Origin of the sequence: Salinivibrio sp. EAGSL (genome assembly GCF_013366455.1) — a bacterium.
In the GTDB taxonomy this organism is placed as follows: Bacteria; Pseudomonadota; Gammaproteobacteria; order Enterobacterales; family Vibrionaceae; genus Salinivibrio; species Salinivibrio costicola.
In genome coordinates, this window is the sequence record NZ_JABWMG010000015.1 from 22461 (window position 1) to 38786 (window position 16326).

Below are 16326 nucleotides of genomic sequence, written 5' to 3' on the forward strand. Positions count from 1 at the left end.
ACGACATGGCACGATAGAAAGCCAACGTCACGTTGGCTTTTTAATGCGTCATCCATGCGCGTTAGGGATCGATAAAGCTCGGTCCATCATTGAACAAAACGGGCTCATGAGAACGAATATTTAAACGCACTTTTTCTCCGACCGACAGCGGCTCTCGAGCGTGAACCGACAACTTCTGCCCATGAATATCAATGGTGTAGCGGCTGCTATCTCCCATAAACTGCTGTGACAAGACCTGTCCCTCGCCCTGATCGTCTGCCCGAATACTTAAAAATTGTGGCCGGAGTAACCACCAATGCGGGCCGGGATGACAATGTACAGGACGCGGCCAAGGGCCAAGTGGCGTCTGCATTTGCTCTTGCTCAGACACGGTTACAGGAACATAAGACCCTTGACCAAGAAAATCTGCCACAAAGCGGCTTGCAGGCTGATAATAGACCTCTGTGGTATCACCGAACTGTTCAATAAGACCTTGATTCATTACGGCCAATTTATCGGCAAAGGCAAAGGCTTCTTCGCGACTGTGGGTCACCAAAATCGCTGTCACACCCTGTGATTTAAAAATACGCCGGATCTCTTCAATCAAGTCGTGGCGTACCTGGGTGTCAATGTTAGAAAAAGGCTCATCCAGTAATAACAGATCGGGTTCATAGGCAAGCGCACGGGCAATCGCTACCCGTTGCTGTTGACCACCGGATAATTGATGCGGATAACGATCCCCAAGGTCAGTTAAATGGACCAATTTAAGCATGTCAGCCACTTTGCCCGCTCGCGCTTGAGCGGCCAACTGTGAAAGTCCAAACCCGATATTCTCTGCAACGGTTAGGTGCGGAAAAAGCGCATAATCTTGAAAGATCATACCGATATTACGCTGCTCAGGTGGCACAGAGTGATGCTCATTATCCATGACTTTACAGCCAATCGATAGCGTCCCTGCCGATAGCGGCATTAAACCTGCCATTGCTTTTAACAAGGTGGTTTTTCCGCAGCCACTGGCACCGAGTAGGCAAACAATCTCTCCAGGTGCCACTTGCAGCGATAAATCTTTTAAGACAGGCGTGCCGTTATAGCTGCAGGTCAGGTTTTTAATCGACAAGGCGCACTTCATTGATATTTCTGCTCCAATGACCGGTTAATCAAGATAAGCGGAATTAAGCCAACCACTACCAGTAAAATTGCCGGTAATGCGGCGTACTCTAAGTGTTCATCAGAGGTAAAGTTGTACACATAGGTGGCCAGTGTTTCAAAGTTAAATGGACGCAGTAAAATAGCCGCATTAAGCTCTTTCATCGACTCAATAAACACCAGCAACATCGCAATAAGCGTACCACGACGAATTAAAGGCAGGTGCACGCGGCGAATGACCCCTGTGGTTGTGCAGCCCATGGTTCGCGCCGCCATATCGAGCGAAGGGGGGATTTTGGCCATGCTTGATTCGATACTACCAATGGCAACGGCACTAAAGCGCACTACAAATGCTGCCAGCAAAGCGACCATGGTCCCTGACAGTACCAGCCCTGGCCGGCCCCATCCATAGGCGGTGGCAACATCATTAATGACATGATCACCGCGCGTAAGCACCAGCATTACCCCGATAGCGAGCACGGTGCCGGGTACCGCATAGCCCATAGATGCCAGACGCATTGGCGCAACACTAATACCATCACCACGTAAGCGACGATAGACATTCACCGTCCACGCAATAGCCACCGCAATAACAGCTGCCAACGTCGAGGTATAAAAGCTGTTATAGCTAAACGCGGCGAAATCACTGATGGCATTTTTTTCATAGTAGTGCCATGCGTACATCACCAACTGTAAAAGCGGTAAGATAAAAGCCAATGATAATAGGCTCCAGCACCAGACTACTACGCCTACTTTACGCCAGCCTCGCAAAGGCGTTTTCTCGATTGCGTCACTGCTTGAGCTTGGACTAAATTGGGCTTGTTTACGTCGTCCATAACGCTCGGCACTGATTAAAAGAAAAATCGCCACCAGCATTATCGCGGATATTTTAGCTGCTGCCGTTAAGCTTGAATAACTCAACCAAGTATCATAGACCGCCGTGGTCAGTGTGCTAACGGCAAAATAATTGACCGTACCAAAGTCGCCCAACGCCTCCATCGCCACCAGCGACGCGCCAACGGCAATAGCGGGCCGGGCTAGCGGCAAAGAAATTCGGCGAAAACTCTGAAGTGGCGAGCAACCCAACAGGCGGGCAGAATGGGTCAAGGTCACACTTTGCTCCATAAAAGCAGCGCGTGTTAATAAGTAAATATAAGGGTACAGCACCAGCGCTAAGACAAAGCAAGCCCCCGTTAGCGTGCGCATATCGGGGAACCAATAATCGGTCACGCTTTGCCATTCAAAGGCATACCGTAAAGCGCGCTGCAACGGCCCAGCATAATCAAACCAGTCCGTATAGATATAACCGATAATATACCCGGGCATCGCCAGCGGTAGGACCATCGCCCATTGCAATTGTCGGCTGCCAGGTACCTGATACATCGCCAGCATCCACGCTGTCGGGACACCCAGTATCATCGCAATCGCGACCACACCAACCACTAACAGACTGGTATTTAGGGTATAGGTAGGGAGCACGGTCTGGAACAGGTGAGGAAAAATATCACCTGTATCACCAACCGCGGTGTAAAAGATCGCTAAGATCGGCAAAACCAGCAACAGGGCTAGGCCCCAGCTGCTGGTTTTTATAATGGGTAATCTATCTCGCATGGCCTACTACATTAAGGCGTCAGAGAAAGACAACAGGGGCGGTCGTCGCCCCTATGCGATGGTTTACAGGTCGAACTGAACTTCATCCAACAGCTTCACTGATTGGGCATAGTTATCAGCAATCGCCTCTAACGGCATTGGGTCGTGCTTATAATCCCCCCAAGATGCCACTAGCTCAGACTTCTCGACACCCGCTTTCACCGGCTCTTCGAAGTTAACCTCAGCATACATATGCTGCGCTTTGTCTGACGTTAAAAATTCCATAAGTTTAAGCGCGTTTTCTTGGTTCGGTGCGTACTTCGCCATCGCCATACCACTCACATTGACATGTGTCCCATGAGTATTCTGGCCCGGATAATTTAGATAAACCGCTTCCGCCCACGCTGTTTGCTCTTCATCGTTTAGCATCTTACCTAGGTAATAGCTATTCCCTAGCGACACATCACAGAGCCCTTCTTTAATCGCTTTTACTTGCGCGCGATCGTTACCTTGTGGTTTACGCGCGAGGTTGTCTTTAACCCCTTCTAGCCATTCTTTGGCTTTCGCTTCACCATGGTTTTCAATGATAGCGGACACAAGAGAGACATTATAAGGGTGTTTGCCTGAACGGGTACAAATCTTGCCTTTCCATTCGGGTTTTGCCAAGTCAAGATAGTCAAAATCGTCACCTAACTCGCCAACTCGCTCCCGAGAAGAGTATACCGCACGTGCACGCGTTGTCAGCGCTACCCACTTATCTTCACTATCACGAAACTGTTCAGGCACATTGCTATCAATCACATCGCTTTGAACCGCTTGCACCACATCTTGGTTTAACAGCTCTTTAAGGCGTGAAATATCAACCGTAAGAAGGACATCTGCTGGGCTATATTCGCCTTCCTGCTTGACCTTTTCTGCCATGCCTTTTTTAGCAAACTTAACGTTTACCTTGATGCCAGTCTCTTCAGTAAACGCATCAAACATGGGTTCAATCAAAAACGGTTGGCGATACGAGTAGACATTCACTTCTTCAGCCGCGAACGCAGTACTTGTTCCTAGCAGGCTAGCCGTCACAGCCGAGGCAATCAGCAGTTTTTTCATCGTAACAGTCCTTAAATATGATGATAAATGATAACGAATCTCACTTTCGTTAGTATACAGAGAATGACTGAATGCTCAATATCGATAGGATCAAAAAAAAACGAAACCCTACTGTAAAAATGTAAGGTTTCGTTTCAGAGTTTAACGATGTCTTATACGCGTGGCTATTTTACGCTGACAAATTCGGGATACGCATCAATACCGCAATCGTGTAAGTCCATACCCGACATCTCTTCTTCTTCGGTCACGCGAATACCCATGGTTTTCTTCAATATCCACCAAACCACGCAGCTTGCACCGAATACCCAGGCAAAAATAACGGCCGCTCCCAGAAGCTGGGCACCAAAGGTCGCTGCTGTGTTACTTAAAGGCACAACCATGAGGCCAAAGAAACCACACACACCGTGGACGGAAATCGCACCGACAGGATCGTCAATTTTTATCTTGTCGAGACCGATAATACTGAACACGACGATGGCCCCAGATACCACACCAATGATCAGTGCCGCCACTGGTGAGGGTGACAGCGGATCGGCGGTAATTGCCACCAAGCCAGCCAACGCGCCATTTAAGACCATGGTCAAATCCGCTTTCCCCCATAGGGTTTTGCATACCAGTAAGGCTGCAATGGCACCGGCCGCCGCCGCCGCATTCGTGTTGAGGAAGATTTGTCCCACCGCTGTCGCATTCTCAAAATCTGAGACCATCAACTGCGAGCCGCCATTGAAACCAAACCAGCCGAACCAAAGGATAAACGTTCCCAAGGTCGCTAACGGCAAGTTAGAACCAGGAATCGGGTTGATTTTACCGTTTTTGCTGTACTTGCCTTTACGCGCACCTAACAAGAGCACACCGGCTAATGCCGCGGAAGCACCGGCCATGTGAACAATTCCTGAGCCGGCAAAGTCACTGAAACCGGCCTCAGATAGGAAGCCGCCGCCCCAAGTCCAATATCCTTCAACTGGATAGATCACCGCCGTCAAGATGACAGAGAAAACCAGGAACGCCCACAGCTTCATTCGTTCCGCGACGGCACCAGACACCACTGACATAGCGGTAGCAACAAACACGACTTGGAAGAAGAAGTCTGATTCCAATGAATGATCAGCCTCTGCGCCCTGTGTGCCAATCAAGGTGTCAAATGAAGGTATAAAACCCCCACCCGCATTGTCGACATACATGATGTTGTAACCGACCAGTAAATACATGGTGCACGCAATGGCATATAAGCAGATATTTTTGGTCAGGATCTCCGTGGTATTTTTAGATCGCACCAAGCCGGCTTCTAACATCGCAAAGCCCGCGGCCATCCACATCACCAACGCGCCGGATAAAAGAAAGAAAAAGGTGTCGAGCGCGTAGCGCAATTCTGTCACCGTATTAACCAGTTCCATTGTCTATACTCCCTGTATTAAATTGCTTCCAAATCCATTTCACCGGTACGAATACGCACCGCCTGCTGAAGATCGAAGACAAAGATTTTGCCATCGCCGATTTTTCCGGTCTGTGCAGCATTAGAAATCGCTTCAACGACAGAATCCACATTCTCGCTCTGTACCGCGATTTCAAGTTTCACTTTGGGTAAAAAATCGACTTGGTATTCGGCGCCACGATATAATTCTGTGTGCCCTTTTTGGCGGCCAAAGCCTTTGACTTCCGAGACCGTCATGCCATCAATACCGGCATCCGCCAACGCTTCACGAACGTCATCAAGCTTAAATGGCTTGATAATGGCGCTAATCAGTTTCATATCCTTCTCCTGAGTCCTTGTGTTTGCTTCACACTGTAGGTATCAAGAGCCGTGCCAATATTTGATGTCTTTAAAATCATGTAGTTAGAAAACAAGGAGGGGTAATTCGAGGAGTTTGCACTATAAAAGTGCGAGGTATTCACCAAGACAGCGCATCGGCAATGTGTTATTGCTTAACTGCACCATCAGCGATCATCGAAAAAACGCGGGCCGATTCCCCGCTCCGCGTTTATCTCGAGTTATCGTCGACCATAACGGATAATAAAGTCGCGATAGGCCGATAACATTTCCATAAAGTCATCATAGCCACACGCGGCACAGCTTTCTTGATCATAAAACGTCAATGCCTGCGCACTGAGGGTTGCTTGCGCCTCATCCGATGGTGTTTGTAGCATGGCATTCGCCATCACCACCACTTCATCTTTATTGGCTGTTAAGGTAAAAGTATGCCCGCGCCATTGCTGTTCGTTTTCCAGCTGAGCGAGGGCCTCGACATATTGCTCAACGTGGCTAAGCTCAGTGCCTACTTCATCGAACAACCAGCGACCAATCGCTTCATGGCCCATTGAGAACACAATGCGATAACTGTCATCAAAACTATTGCGAGAAAATTCGTAATCCACATCCACCTCCAATCTTCGCGCGGCATTGTCCGGCTTTTGCCACGAATTGCCAAGCCCAAGCTGTTATCAAGGTAGCACTTCGCTCATACTGTTTACTTCAGTTCGACTTAATGGACGACCGTCATATCGCCAAGGACAAGCCATGCATATTGTGATCGCACCGGACTCATTCAAAGAAAGCCTCAGCGCCCCACAAGTCGCTAACGCTATTCAAACAGGCATGGCAGCCGCACTGCCTAATGCCACGTTTTCACTGTTGCCCATGGCAGATGGTGGTGAGGGGTTTGCACAAAGTATGCTCGAACGACTCGGTGGAGAACGTTTTCACTGTGACGTCACGGGGCCAGATTTTCGCCCGGTGACGGCCAGTTTTGTGATTAATCGTGAGCAACGACTGGCCGTGTTGGATGTCGCCAGTGCCTCAGGTTTGCCATTAATGCCAAGCACCGCAAAAAATCCGCTCCATACCACCAGCTTAGGCACCGGTGAGCTGATCCGTGCAGCTCTTGATCATGACATCGATGAAATCATTATTGGTTTAGGTGGCAGTGCCACCAATGACGCGGGTGCCGGGATCCTGACCGCCTTAGGCGCGCGCCTGCTTGACGGTGCAGGCAAACCAATTATTCCGACTGGACACGGATTAGGTGCATTGATGACACTGGATCTCAGCACGCTCGATTCACGCTTGCGCGCTGTCACACTCACCGCGGCCTGTGATGTCGATAACCCGCTATGTGGACCCGATGGCGCTGCTACCGTATTTGGTCCGCAAAAAGGCGCCACGGTCAGCCACATTCGCAGTTTAGAGCAACACCTTCACCGTTTTGCCCGTATTTGTCACTATCAACTTGGCCATGCCATTGCGCACTTTCCAGGCGCAGGCGCAGCAGGCGGAATCGGTGCCGCTTTAGGCGGTTTACTCAATGCCCAGCTCGTACCCGGGGTGGAGTTGCTACTAACACGGACCCACGCGTATTCGACCCTGGCACAAGCAGATTGGATTATTACCGGTGAGGGACGGGTCGATGGTCAAACTCAGCACGGAAAAGTCCCCATGGCGCTCGCCCGGATTGGCCAATCACATCACATTCCCGTGGTGGTGATCGCCGGCAGTGTCGGTGACAACTGTGATACGCTTTATCAACACGGCGTCAAAGCGATTTTCCCCATTCAGCCAGGGCCCTGCTCATTGTCTGAGGCGCTGGTCAACACGGCAAGCAACGTCACGCGCACGGCTGAGAATATTGCGCGATTAATGGATAACCCGATTAATTAATCAACCATAACACGAAGCCAGTTGGCGCTCTCTCACTCGGTCACGCACACGAAAAAAAGCGCCTCCCATAAAGATGGAAGGCGCTTTTCTTGGCGCCATGCCGAACGCTATCGGCCATCAGCGCGTCCTACACTGCGGTTTTAACAATCACATCATTCGCGATGCTGGTGTAGGCATCCATTTGATGGAAGTTAAGATAACGATAAGTATCACTTGCCGTCGCATTGATTTGCTCAGCGTACTCTAGATATTCCTTTTGAGTCGGGATCCGGCCGAGAATCGCACCGACTGCCGACAGCTCAGCCGACGCCAGATACACATTCGCGCCCGTACCGAGACGGTTTGGGAAATTACGTGTCGAGGTCGACAACACAGTCGATTTTTCCGCCACACGCGCTTGGTTACCCATGCACAAGGAACATCCCGGCGTTTCGATCCGTACCCCAGCACGACCGTAGATACCGTAATAACCTTCAGCGGTCAGCTGATCTCTATCCATCTTCGTCGGTGGTGCCACCCACATCCGAGTCGATAAGCTGCCACCGAATTTATCCAGCAATTTACCGGCTGCTCGGAAGTGACCAATGTTGGTCATACAGCTTCCGATAAAGACTTCATCGACACTGTCGCCTGCCACGTCCGACAAGGTACGCGCATCATCCGGATCGTTCGGTGCACACAAGATAGGCTCTTTGATCTCGGCCAGATCGATTTCAAGTACGTGGGCATACTCGGCATCTTTGTCCGCTTCCATCAAACTTGGGCTGTCTAGCCATTGCTGCATCGCTTGAATGCGGCGCTCAATGGTACGGCGGTCGCCATAACCTTCGGCAATCATCCACTTGAGCATCACAATATTCGACTCAAGGTATTCGGCCACTGAGTCTTGTGACAGCTTCACGGTACAACCAGCCGCAGAGCGCTCTGCGGATGCATCTGATAACTCAAACGCCTGTTCAACCGTGAGGTGTTCAACCCCTTCGATTTCGAGAACACGACCGGAAAATTCGTTGATTTTTCCTGATTTCTCAACCGTTAACAGACCTTGTTTGATGCCGAAATACGGAATGGCATGGACTAAGTCACGCAAGGTAACACCGGGCTGCATTTCGCCTTTAAAGCGCACCAAGACCGACTCAGGCATATCCAGCGGCATCACCCCGGTTGCTGCAGCAAAGGCCACCAGACCCGAGCCGGCAGGGAAAGAAATCCCCAGCGGGAAACGCGTATGTGAGTCGCCACCGGTACCCACGGTATCAGGCAGCAGCATACGATTGAGCCAAGAGTGAATCACCCCATCGCCTGGACGCAGTGCCACACCACCACGATTCATGATGAAATCGGGCAAGGTATGGTGTGTTTCCACGTCAACCGGCTTTGGATATGCTGACGTATGACAGAAAGACTGCATGGTCAAATCGGCGGTAAAACCAAGACACGCCAAGTCTTTAAGCTCATCACGGGTCATGGGTCCGGTGGTGTCTTGTGACCCTACCGTGGTCATCTTAGGCTCACAATAGGTATTCGGACGCACACCTTCGACGCCACAGGCTTTACCGACCATTTTTTGTGCCAGCGTAAAGCCTTTGGTGGATTCAGCCACTGGACGGGGACGGCGGAAGACGTCAGATGGCTCAAGGCCGAGACATTCACGGGCTCGATCGGTCAAGCCGCGACCGATAATCAATGGGATGCGGCCACCGGCACGTACTTCATCATACAAAATGTCGGTTTTGAGCTGGAAGGTCGACAGCACGTCATCGGTGCCATGCTTGCACACTTTACCGTCAGCGGGGTACAGGTCAATCACATCGCCCATATTGAGCGAAGTCACATCGAGCTCAATCGGCAATGCGCCCGCGTCTTCCATGGTATTAAAGAAAATAGGGGCAATTTTTCCGCCTAAACAGAAACCGCCGAAGCGCTTATTAGGCACATTCGGAATGTCTTGGCCCATAAACCACAACACCGAGTTGGTCGCTGATTTACGTGACGAGCCAGTGCCAACCACATCACCGACATAAACCAGTGGGTGGCCTTTTTCTTCCAGCGCCTTCATTTGCTCAATGGGGCCAATGTCACCGGGTTTATCCGGTTGAATACCTTCGCGCTCGTTTTTAAGCATCGCAAGGGCATGTAAGGGAATATCTGGACGTGACCATGCATCAGGGGCGGGAGACAAGTCATCGGTGTTGGTTTCACCCGATACTTTGAACACTGTCAGTGTCACTTTTTCAGGAATCTGCGGTTTTTCCAGGTACCAATCTGCGTTGGCCCACGATTCCATCACTTGTTTAGCGTAAGCATTCCCTGCTTTCATTTTGTCTTCCACGTCATAGAAAGCATCAAACATGAGCAGGGTATGTGACAGGGCTTTGGCTGCAATTGGCGCCAGTTTTTCATCCTCTAACAACGCGATCAGAGGCTGGATGTTATAACCGCCTTGCATGGTACCGAGTAGCTCTGTGGCGCGCTCAGGGCTGATTAACGGCGATTGCGCCTCACCATTTGCCAACGCAGCTAAAAAGCCTGCTTTTACATAGGCGGCTTCATCCACGCCGGGTGGAATTCGGTTTTCCAGCAAATAAACAAGGGTTTCTTCTTCGCCAGCGGGCGGGTTTTTCAACAGTTCTATCAGACTGGCGGTTTGCTCAGCGTTCAGCGGTTTAGGCACAATACCCTGAGCGGCACGTTCTTCGACGTGTTTACGGTAGGCTTCAAGCACGACTATTTCCTCTTATCTCGGTCAGGCCCTGTGGCCCAACATCCTTGGAAAGTGTTAGTACTCGTATCACGCTTATCCGGCGAAGTTTATTAAAATTTTCCAGCAAGACGAGGGTTCGAGCACGTAACCGCTGCGTGAGGATAGCATTTTTAACTTAAAATTAAAATCTACCCGTTTTATGAAACATACGACCAAGGTCTTAGTGACGCAGCCCTCTATTTCCTCATTCTCACGATCCAATTAACCGTGATTGTCGCGTTCTGTTTGATTCTATACTGTTTTTTATCACGATACAGTTAGCCATAAAAGATAACGCGATATCGATCAGGCGGTGCGCTCTCCGCCCCTTTTTATCGGTTTGTGTTGAAAGCGCGAGCTAAGTGTCATTTTCATCAATAATTATGGGCAAGGGCTTCAATTTTATCATTTCATCGCCGATACATTAGGAACGGTAAATGTAATTCTGCTAACTTAGACGTTGGTGCCATACACATCGTCACTTTTTTGTCACGCTAACTTGTCAACTTATCGATGATTACAAAATAGCGCGTGATAGACCACATAGAGAGAAAGGCATGAAGCTAAAACAACTCACGATTAAGCAAAAGCTCGTGTTGGCATTTGTCTCAGCCGTGATCGCATCGACCGCGATCGTCAGCTATATGAGCTTAAGCCAAGCGCGCGATATTATGGAAAAGCGCCTGTTAGAGAATGAGCTTCCGACCACCCTCACTCAGTTTAGAGATACCATTGATAGTGAAGTTAACCAGCTGCAATCTGCTGCGCGTCAGCTCGCGTCAAATCCGGTGACACTCGATATTCTCAACCAAGGGATCACCCCGAGCGAAGAAGCCCGCGTGGTCAAGCAGCTTAACGTGTTACGTGACCAATACGATCTCAATGATGCCTCTATCGCTAACCGAGAGACCGGCCAATATTGGAATCAAAACGGATTTTTACGGGTGTTAACGCGTGAAAAAGACAGTTGGTTTTATAACTTTCTCGACAGTGGCAATGCCACCATGGCACAGGTATTCCAAGAGGATAATGGCGAGCTCAAGCTGTTCGTCAACTTTCAACAGCTTAACGGCAAAGGCTTGGCTGGGTTTTCGCGTTCACTCGAAGACATGACCCGCTTTTTGAATCAATTCAAAATCGAACAGTCGGGCTTTGTTTTCTTAGTCAATGCCGATGGTATGGTCCAATTGCACCGTGACACCGATCTCATGGGCGAAAAAACATTGAGTGATGTGTATGGAGCACAGGCACGGAGCTTGCTCCAAAAAGGTGACTTTAACCTCCTCGATACACACATTAATGGCAAGGAAGTCCTGCTCGCCTCAAGTTATGTTCCCTCCATGGACTGGTATGTCATCGCAGATGTTCCAGCAGAAGAAGTCTTTGCACCACTCAATCAAACCCGCAATCAGATCCTAATGGTGTCTGTGGTCGTTGGGTTAGTGTTTATTGTGGTGGCCGTTTGGCTTGCGACGACCATTACCAAACCGATTCAATACGTGGCGAATGTGTTCCGTGAGATCGGCGAGGGTGAAGGCGATTTACGCCAACGAGTCGACATCGATAGCCAAGACGAAATTGGTCAGTTAGCGTCTGGGTTTAATAGCTTTGTCGACAAGATTCATCGCTTAGTCTCAGACGTTGCCAGTACCGGTGGTGAGCTTCGTCATGCTGCAGAGCAAGTCTCGTCACAAGCTAGCGCCACGCAATCTCAGAGTGAGTATCAGCGTGATCGCACCGTACAAGTGGTGACGGCGATTAATGAAATGGGCGCGACGGTGAATGAAATTGCCGGCAATGCCGCTAATGCCGCCAGTGCCGCTAACCAAGCGTCCGATGATGCAGCCAATGGCCAAGGTGTGGTCACCCAAGCGCGAGACACCATCGCCAGCCTTGCCGACGATATGGAGAATATGTCGAAAGTGATCAGTGCGCTGGCTGAAAACACCGACGCAATTGGCGGCATTTTGGATGTAATTCGTGGTATTTCAGAGCAAACCAACCTGCTCGCCTTGAACGCCGCCATTGAAGCGGCACGTGCGGGCGAACAAGGGCGAGGCTTTGCGGTCGTTGCCGACGAGGTGCGTAACCTGGCTAGCCGTACCTCCGATTCAACCGATGAAATCCAGACTATGATCAACCGCCTGCAGCAAGAGGCCCATAATGCTGTCAACGCAATGGAGCAAAGCCGCACCATGACAGCCGAAGGGGTCAACGCATCGGATGAGGCGTCGCTGTCACTGAACGCGATTAATGAGCAGATTATCCAAATCTCAGACATGAATACACAAGTAGCGACCGCGACAGAAGAGCAATCAACGGTGGTCAATGACATCAATCAGAATATTGAAGAGATTAATCACAGCTCGCAACAGACCGCGGATACCGCCAATACCATGGCTGAAGCCAGCGAGTCACTGCGTGATCTGTCTAAACGTCTCGATACCTTGGTGGGCAGCTTTAAGCTTTAAGCGTTAACGCTTGACCATCATACTGACTAAGCGGGCCGAGGCCCGCTTTTTTCTTCTCAATCGATATATCACCGATATAAAAAAGCCCCGCAATGCAGGGCTTAAGAAGAAACATATAAACGCGCAGTTTATTTCTTTTTCTTCGCTTTTGGATTCGGCATATCCGTGATTGAGCCTTCAAACACTTCAGCGGCCAAGCCAACAGACTCATGGAGTGTTGGGTGAGCGTGAACAGTCAACGCGATGTCTTCGGCATCACAGCCCATTTCAATCGCAAGACCGATTTCGCCCAACAGCTCACCACCGTTGGTACCGACAACGGCACCCCCGATGACACGGTGCGTATCTTTATCGAAGATAAGCTTGGTCATACCGTCAGCGCAGTCAGACGCAATCGCACGACCAGAAGCCGCCCATGGGAAGGTAGAGGCTTCGTAGTTGATGCCCTCTTCCTTACATTCTTTCTCGGTTTTACCGACCCATGCTACTTCTGGCTCAGTATAAGCAATCGATGGGATCACTTTCGGATCAAAGTAATGTTTCTTACCAGAAATGACTTCCGCAGCCACATGGCCTTCATGCACACCTTTATGCGCAAGCATTGGCTGACCAACAATATCGCCGATCGCATAGATGTGTGGCACGTTAGTGCGCATTTGCTTATCAACATTGATGAAGCCGCGATCGTCAACTTCAACCCCGGCTTGGCCGGCGTCAAGCAGTTTGCCATTCGGGCTACGGCCAATCGCAACCAATACAGCATCATAACGTACTGGCTCTGCTGGCGCTTTTTTGCCTTCCATCGTCACGTAAATACCATCTTCTTTGGCTTCTACTGCGGTGACTTTGGTTTCCAGCATCAGGTTCATTTTCTTGCTGATACGCTTGGTAAAGACTTTAATCACGTCTTTATCGGCCGCCGGGATCACCTGATCACACATTTCGACCACATCGACCTGTGAGCCCAATGCGTGATAGACAGTACCCATTTCTAGACCAATGATACCACCGCCCATCAGCAGCATTTTCTCTGGTACTTCTTTGAGCTCGAGCGCGTCAGTAGAGTCCCAGATACGTGGATCATCATGCGGGATAAATGGCAGCTCGATAGGACGAGAGCCGGCCGCGATGATCGCGTTGTCAAAATTAATGGTGGTGCTTTCTTCACCCTCGACCAACAGGGTGTTGGCGCCAGTGAAACGGCCGGTACCGTTAACCACGGTCACTTTACGCTGCTTGGCCATGCCACCTAAGCCACCGGTCAACTGACCGATCACCTTGTCTTTCCAAGAGCGAATTTTATCGATATCGGTTTGTGGCTCGCCGAAAACCACGCCATGATCGGCCATCGCTTTGGCTTCTTCGATCACTTTGGCAACGTGTAGTAGGGCTTTAGAAGGAATACAGCCAACGTTTAGACACACACCCCCTAGGGTGTTGTAACGTTCAACCAGCACTGTTTCCAAACCTAGGTCGGCACAGCGGAAAGCGGCGGAGTATCCAGCAGGACCAGCGCCAAGAACGACGACTTGCGCTTTGATTTCTTTACTCATTCTGACCTCGTTGTAGTCTTATTCCCTGACAGGCTAAGAGCGGTAGTTTTTATTGTTGTGGGTGTTTGGTGCCACAGTTTACAGCCATGTTAATGGGCTGAAAAATAAAAACCCATAGCCTGTGAGCTGCACAACAATTCCCAACCGACCCTTCACGGACCGGTTGGGTTGTCGATGTTGCGATTACAGTACCAAACGGCGGATATCGGACATTAGACCGTTGAGGTAGCTGATAAAGCGCGCACCCTCAGCACCGTCAATCACACGGTGGTCATAAGACAGAGACAGTGGCAGCATCAGGCGAGGTTCAAAGTCCTTACCGTTCCATACTGGCTTCATTTCTGACTTAGAGACACCCAAGATTGAGACTTCTGGTGCATTAACGATTGGCGTAAACGCGGTACCGCCCAAACCACCTAGGCTTGAGATGGTAAAGCAACCGCCCTGCATATCAGAAGCAGTGAGCTTGCCCGCACGCGCTTTCTTCGAGACTGCCATCAGCTCTTCAGATAACTCGTAGATGCCTTTTTTGTTCACGTCCTTAAAGACAGGCACAACCAGACCATTTGGCGTATCAACCGCAATGCCGATGTTGACATATTTTTTCATGATCAGGCTTTCACCGTCTTCCGACAGTGATGCGTTGAATGAAGGGAAAGCTTCCAGCGCTTTAGCAGCGGCTTTCATGATGAACACCAATGGGGTGATCTTCATGCCAGACTCTTTCTTCTTCTCAATCGCGTTTTGCTCTTTACGGAACGCTTCCACTTCAGTGATATCAGCGTTATCCCACTGCGTCACGTGCGGGATCATCACCCAGTTACGTGCCAGGTTCGCACCCGAGATCTTCTTAATGCGTGACAGTGGTTTGACTTCAGTTTCACCGAATTTGCTGAAGTCCACTTTAGGCCAAGGGAGCAAGCCAAGTGCACTGCCGTCGCCTGAGCCAGATGCTGCACCCGATTCAAGGCGTTTTAGCGCGTCTTTGACAAAGCTCTGAACGTCTTCTTTCAGTACACGTCCTTTACGACCCGTTCCTTTCACCTTCGCAAGGTTCACGCCAAATTCGCGGGCAAGACGACGAACAACAGGCGACGCATGCGCGTATTCTTTGTTCTCTACAAACTCGTCTTTGCCGGCGTCAGCTTTAGCCGCTGGGGCGTCGGCCTTAGCCGCAGGTGCGGGTGCCGCCTTTTCAGCAGCAGGTGCCGCTGCAGGTGCAGGCGCTGCTGGTGCAGGCGCTGCTGGTGCGCTACCAGCAACCTCGAACACCATGATGTGCGAGCCGGTGGACACTTTATCGCCCGCCGCAATTTTGATCTCTTTGACCGTACCCGCAAACGGTGCCGGTACTTCCATTGACGCTTTGTCGCCTTCAACGGTGATCAGTGACTGCTCTTCTTCAATGGTATCGCCAACGGCAACCATAATGTCAGTCACTTCAACTTCATCGCCACCGATATCAGGGACGTGAACGTCTTTGGCTTGTTCTGCTGCCGGCGCCGCTGGTGCCTCGGCTGCTGCTGGGGCGTCTGCAGCTGGAGCACTGCCACCCACTTCGAACATCATGATCAGTGAGCCAGTTGACACCTTGTCACCCGCCGCGATCTTGATTTCTTTAACGGTACCCGCAAACGGTGCAGGCACTTCCATTGAGGCTTTATCGCCTTCAACAGTGATCAGTGACTGCTCTTCTTCAATGGTATCGCCAACCGCAACCATGATCTCAGTGACTTCAACTTCGTCACCACCGATATCAGGGACGTGCACTTCTTTGGTTTCTGATGCGGCCGCTGGTGCTGTAGCAGGGGCGGCTGGCGCCGCCTCTTGAGCTGGGGCGCTTTGCGCTGGCGCATCGGCTTCGAAGATCATAATCAAAGAGCCAGTGGTGACTTTATCACCCTCGGCAATTTTGATTTCCTTGACCACACCCGCTTGTGACGCAGGGACTTCCATGGATGCTTTATCACCTTCAACGGTGATTAACGACTGTTCTTCTTCTACCTTGTCGCCAACGCTAACAAGGATCTCAGTCACTTCTACTTCATCCGCACCGATGTCAGGTACATTAATCTCGATTGACATTGTTTC

At 50.4% G+C, this 16326-nt stretch carries 11 protein-coding genes; 2 read left to right on the forward strand and 9 right to left on the reverse strand.

The features are described from left to right. Positions 1-61: 61 nt before the first annotated feature. From HLG76_RS10420 to HLG76_RS10445, 6 genes are all read right to left on the reverse strand, one after another. The gene (locus HLG76_RS10420; RefSeq protein WP_077676614.1) at positions 62-1108 is read right to left on the reverse strand and encodes an ABC transporter ATP-binding protein; all 1047 of its coding nucleotides are present in this window, start codon (positions 1106-1108) and stop codon (positions 62-64) included. Then, complete coding sequence (locus HLG76_RS10425) at positions 1105-2736, reverse strand: iron ABC transporter permease (RefSeq protein WP_077459840.1); 1632 nt, start codon at positions 2734-2736, stop codon at positions 1105-1107. The genes HLG76_RS10420 and HLG76_RS10425 overlap by 4 nt, the downstream gene beginning before the upstream one ends. Positions 2737-2799: 63 nt before the next feature. Further along, a complete protein-coding gene (locus HLG76_RS10430; protein WP_021024179.1) occupies positions 2800-3816 on the reverse strand; it encodes a Fe(3+) ABC transporter substrate-binding protein in 1017 nt (338 codons plus the stop codon). Positions 3817-3980: 164 nt separating this feature from the next. Next, positions 3981-5210, reverse strand: a complete 1230-nt coding sequence (locus tag HLG76_RS10435) for an ammonium transporter (RefSeq protein ID WP_175993614.1) — start codon at positions 5208-5210, stop codon at positions 3981-3983. A gap of 17 nt (positions 5211-5227) precedes the next feature. After that, positions 5228-5566 (reverse strand): P-II family nitrogen regulator, encoded by a 339-nt coding sequence (locus tag HLG76_RS10440; RefSeq protein ID WP_025673127.1) that lies wholly within the window; start codon positions 5564-5566, stop codon positions 5228-5230. Positions 5567-5805: 239 nt separating this feature from the next. After that, a complete protein-coding gene (locus HLG76_RS10445; RefSeq protein ID WP_158009957.1) occupies positions 5806-6189 on the reverse strand; it encodes a YacL family protein in 384 nt (127 codons plus the stop codon). A 142-nt stretch (positions 6190-6331) separates the two neighbouring features. Between HLG76_RS10445 and HLG76_RS10450 the strand changes: the two genes are divergently transcribed. Continuing rightward, on the forward strand, positions 6332-7468 hold the full coding sequence (locus HLG76_RS10450; protein ID WP_077660106.1) for a glycerate kinase: 1137 nt from the start codon (positions 6332-6334) through the stop codon (positions 7466-7468). Positions 7469-7595: 127 nt separating this feature from the next. Here HLG76_RS10450 and acnB read toward each other — a convergent pair whose 3' ends face one another. Beyond that, positions 7596-10193, reverse strand: a complete 2598-nt coding sequence (acnB, locus tag HLG76_RS10455) for a bifunctional aconitate hydratase 2/2-methylisocitrate dehydratase (RefSeq protein ID WP_175993615.1) — start codon at positions 10191-10193, stop codon at positions 7596-7598. A gap of 575 nt (positions 10194-10768) precedes the next feature. Here acnB and HLG76_RS10460 point away from each other — a divergent pair. Continuing rightward, positions 10769-12682 carry a methyl-accepting chemotaxis protein gene (locus HLG76_RS10460; RefSeq protein ID WP_025744322.1) on the forward strand — a complete coding sequence of 638 codons (1914 nt, stop codon included), beginning with the start codon at positions 10769-10771 and terminating at the stop codon, positions 12680-12682. Positions 12683-12810: 128 nt separating this feature from the next. Here the strand turns inward: HLG76_RS10460 and lpdA are convergent, their stop codons facing one another. Both lpdA and aceF read right to left on the reverse strand, forming a co-directional pair. Continuing rightward, on the reverse strand, positions 12811-14235 hold the full coding sequence (lpdA, locus tag HLG76_RS10465; RefSeq protein WP_077660109.1) for a dihydrolipoyl dehydrogenase: 1425 nt from the start codon (positions 14233-14235) through the stop codon (positions 12811-12813). A 183-nt stretch (positions 14236-14418) separates the two neighbouring features. Next, the gene (gene aceF / locus HLG76_RS10470) at positions 14419-16320 is read right to left on the reverse strand and encodes a pyruvate dehydrogenase complex dihydrolipoyllysine-residue acetyltransferase (protein WP_175993616.1); all 1902 of its coding nucleotides are present in this window, start codon (positions 16318-16320) and stop codon (positions 14419-14421) included. Positions 16321-16326: the final 6 nt, after the last annotated feature.

What these genes read in the sequence shown, in the direction of transcription:
- HLG76_RS10420 (WP_077676614.1), bottom strand. Translation starts at nt 1,108, where the DNA reads ATGAAGTGCGCCTTGTCGATTAAAAACCTGACCTGCAGCTATAACGGC.
- HLG76_RS10425 (WP_077459840.1), bottom strand. Translation starts at nt 2,736, where the DNA reads ATGCGAGATAGATTACCCATTATAAAAACCAGCAGCTGGGGCCTAGCC.
- HLG76_RS10430 (WP_021024179.1), bottom strand. Translation starts at nt 3,816, where the DNA reads ATGAAAAAACTGCTGATTGCCTCGGCTGTGACGGCTAGCCTGCTAGGA.
- HLG76_RS10435 (WP_175993614.1), bottom strand. Translation starts at nt 5,210, where the DNA reads ATGGAACTGGTTAATACGGTGACAGAATTGCGCTACGCGCTCGACACC.
- HLG76_RS10440 (WP_025673127.1), bottom strand. Translation starts at nt 5,566, where the DNA reads ATGAAACTGATTAGCGCCATTATCAAGCCATTTAAGCTTGATGACGTT.
- HLG76_RS10450 (WP_077660106.1), top strand. Translation starts at nt 6,332, where the DNA reads ATGCATATTGTGATCGCACCGGACTCATTCAAAGAAAGCCTCAGCGCC.
- HLG76_RS10460 (WP_025744322.1), top strand. Translation starts at nt 10,769, where the DNA reads ATGAAGCTAAAACAACTCACGATTAAGCAAAAGCTCGTGTTGGCATTT.
- lpdA (WP_077660109.1), bottom strand. Translation starts at nt 14,235, where the DNA reads ATGAGTAAAGAAATCAAAGCGCAAGTCGTCGTTCTTGGCGCTGGTCCT.
- aceF (WP_175993616.1), bottom strand. Translation starts at nt 16,320, where the DNA reads ATGTCAATCGAGATTAATGTACCTGACATCGGTGCGGATGAAGTAGAA.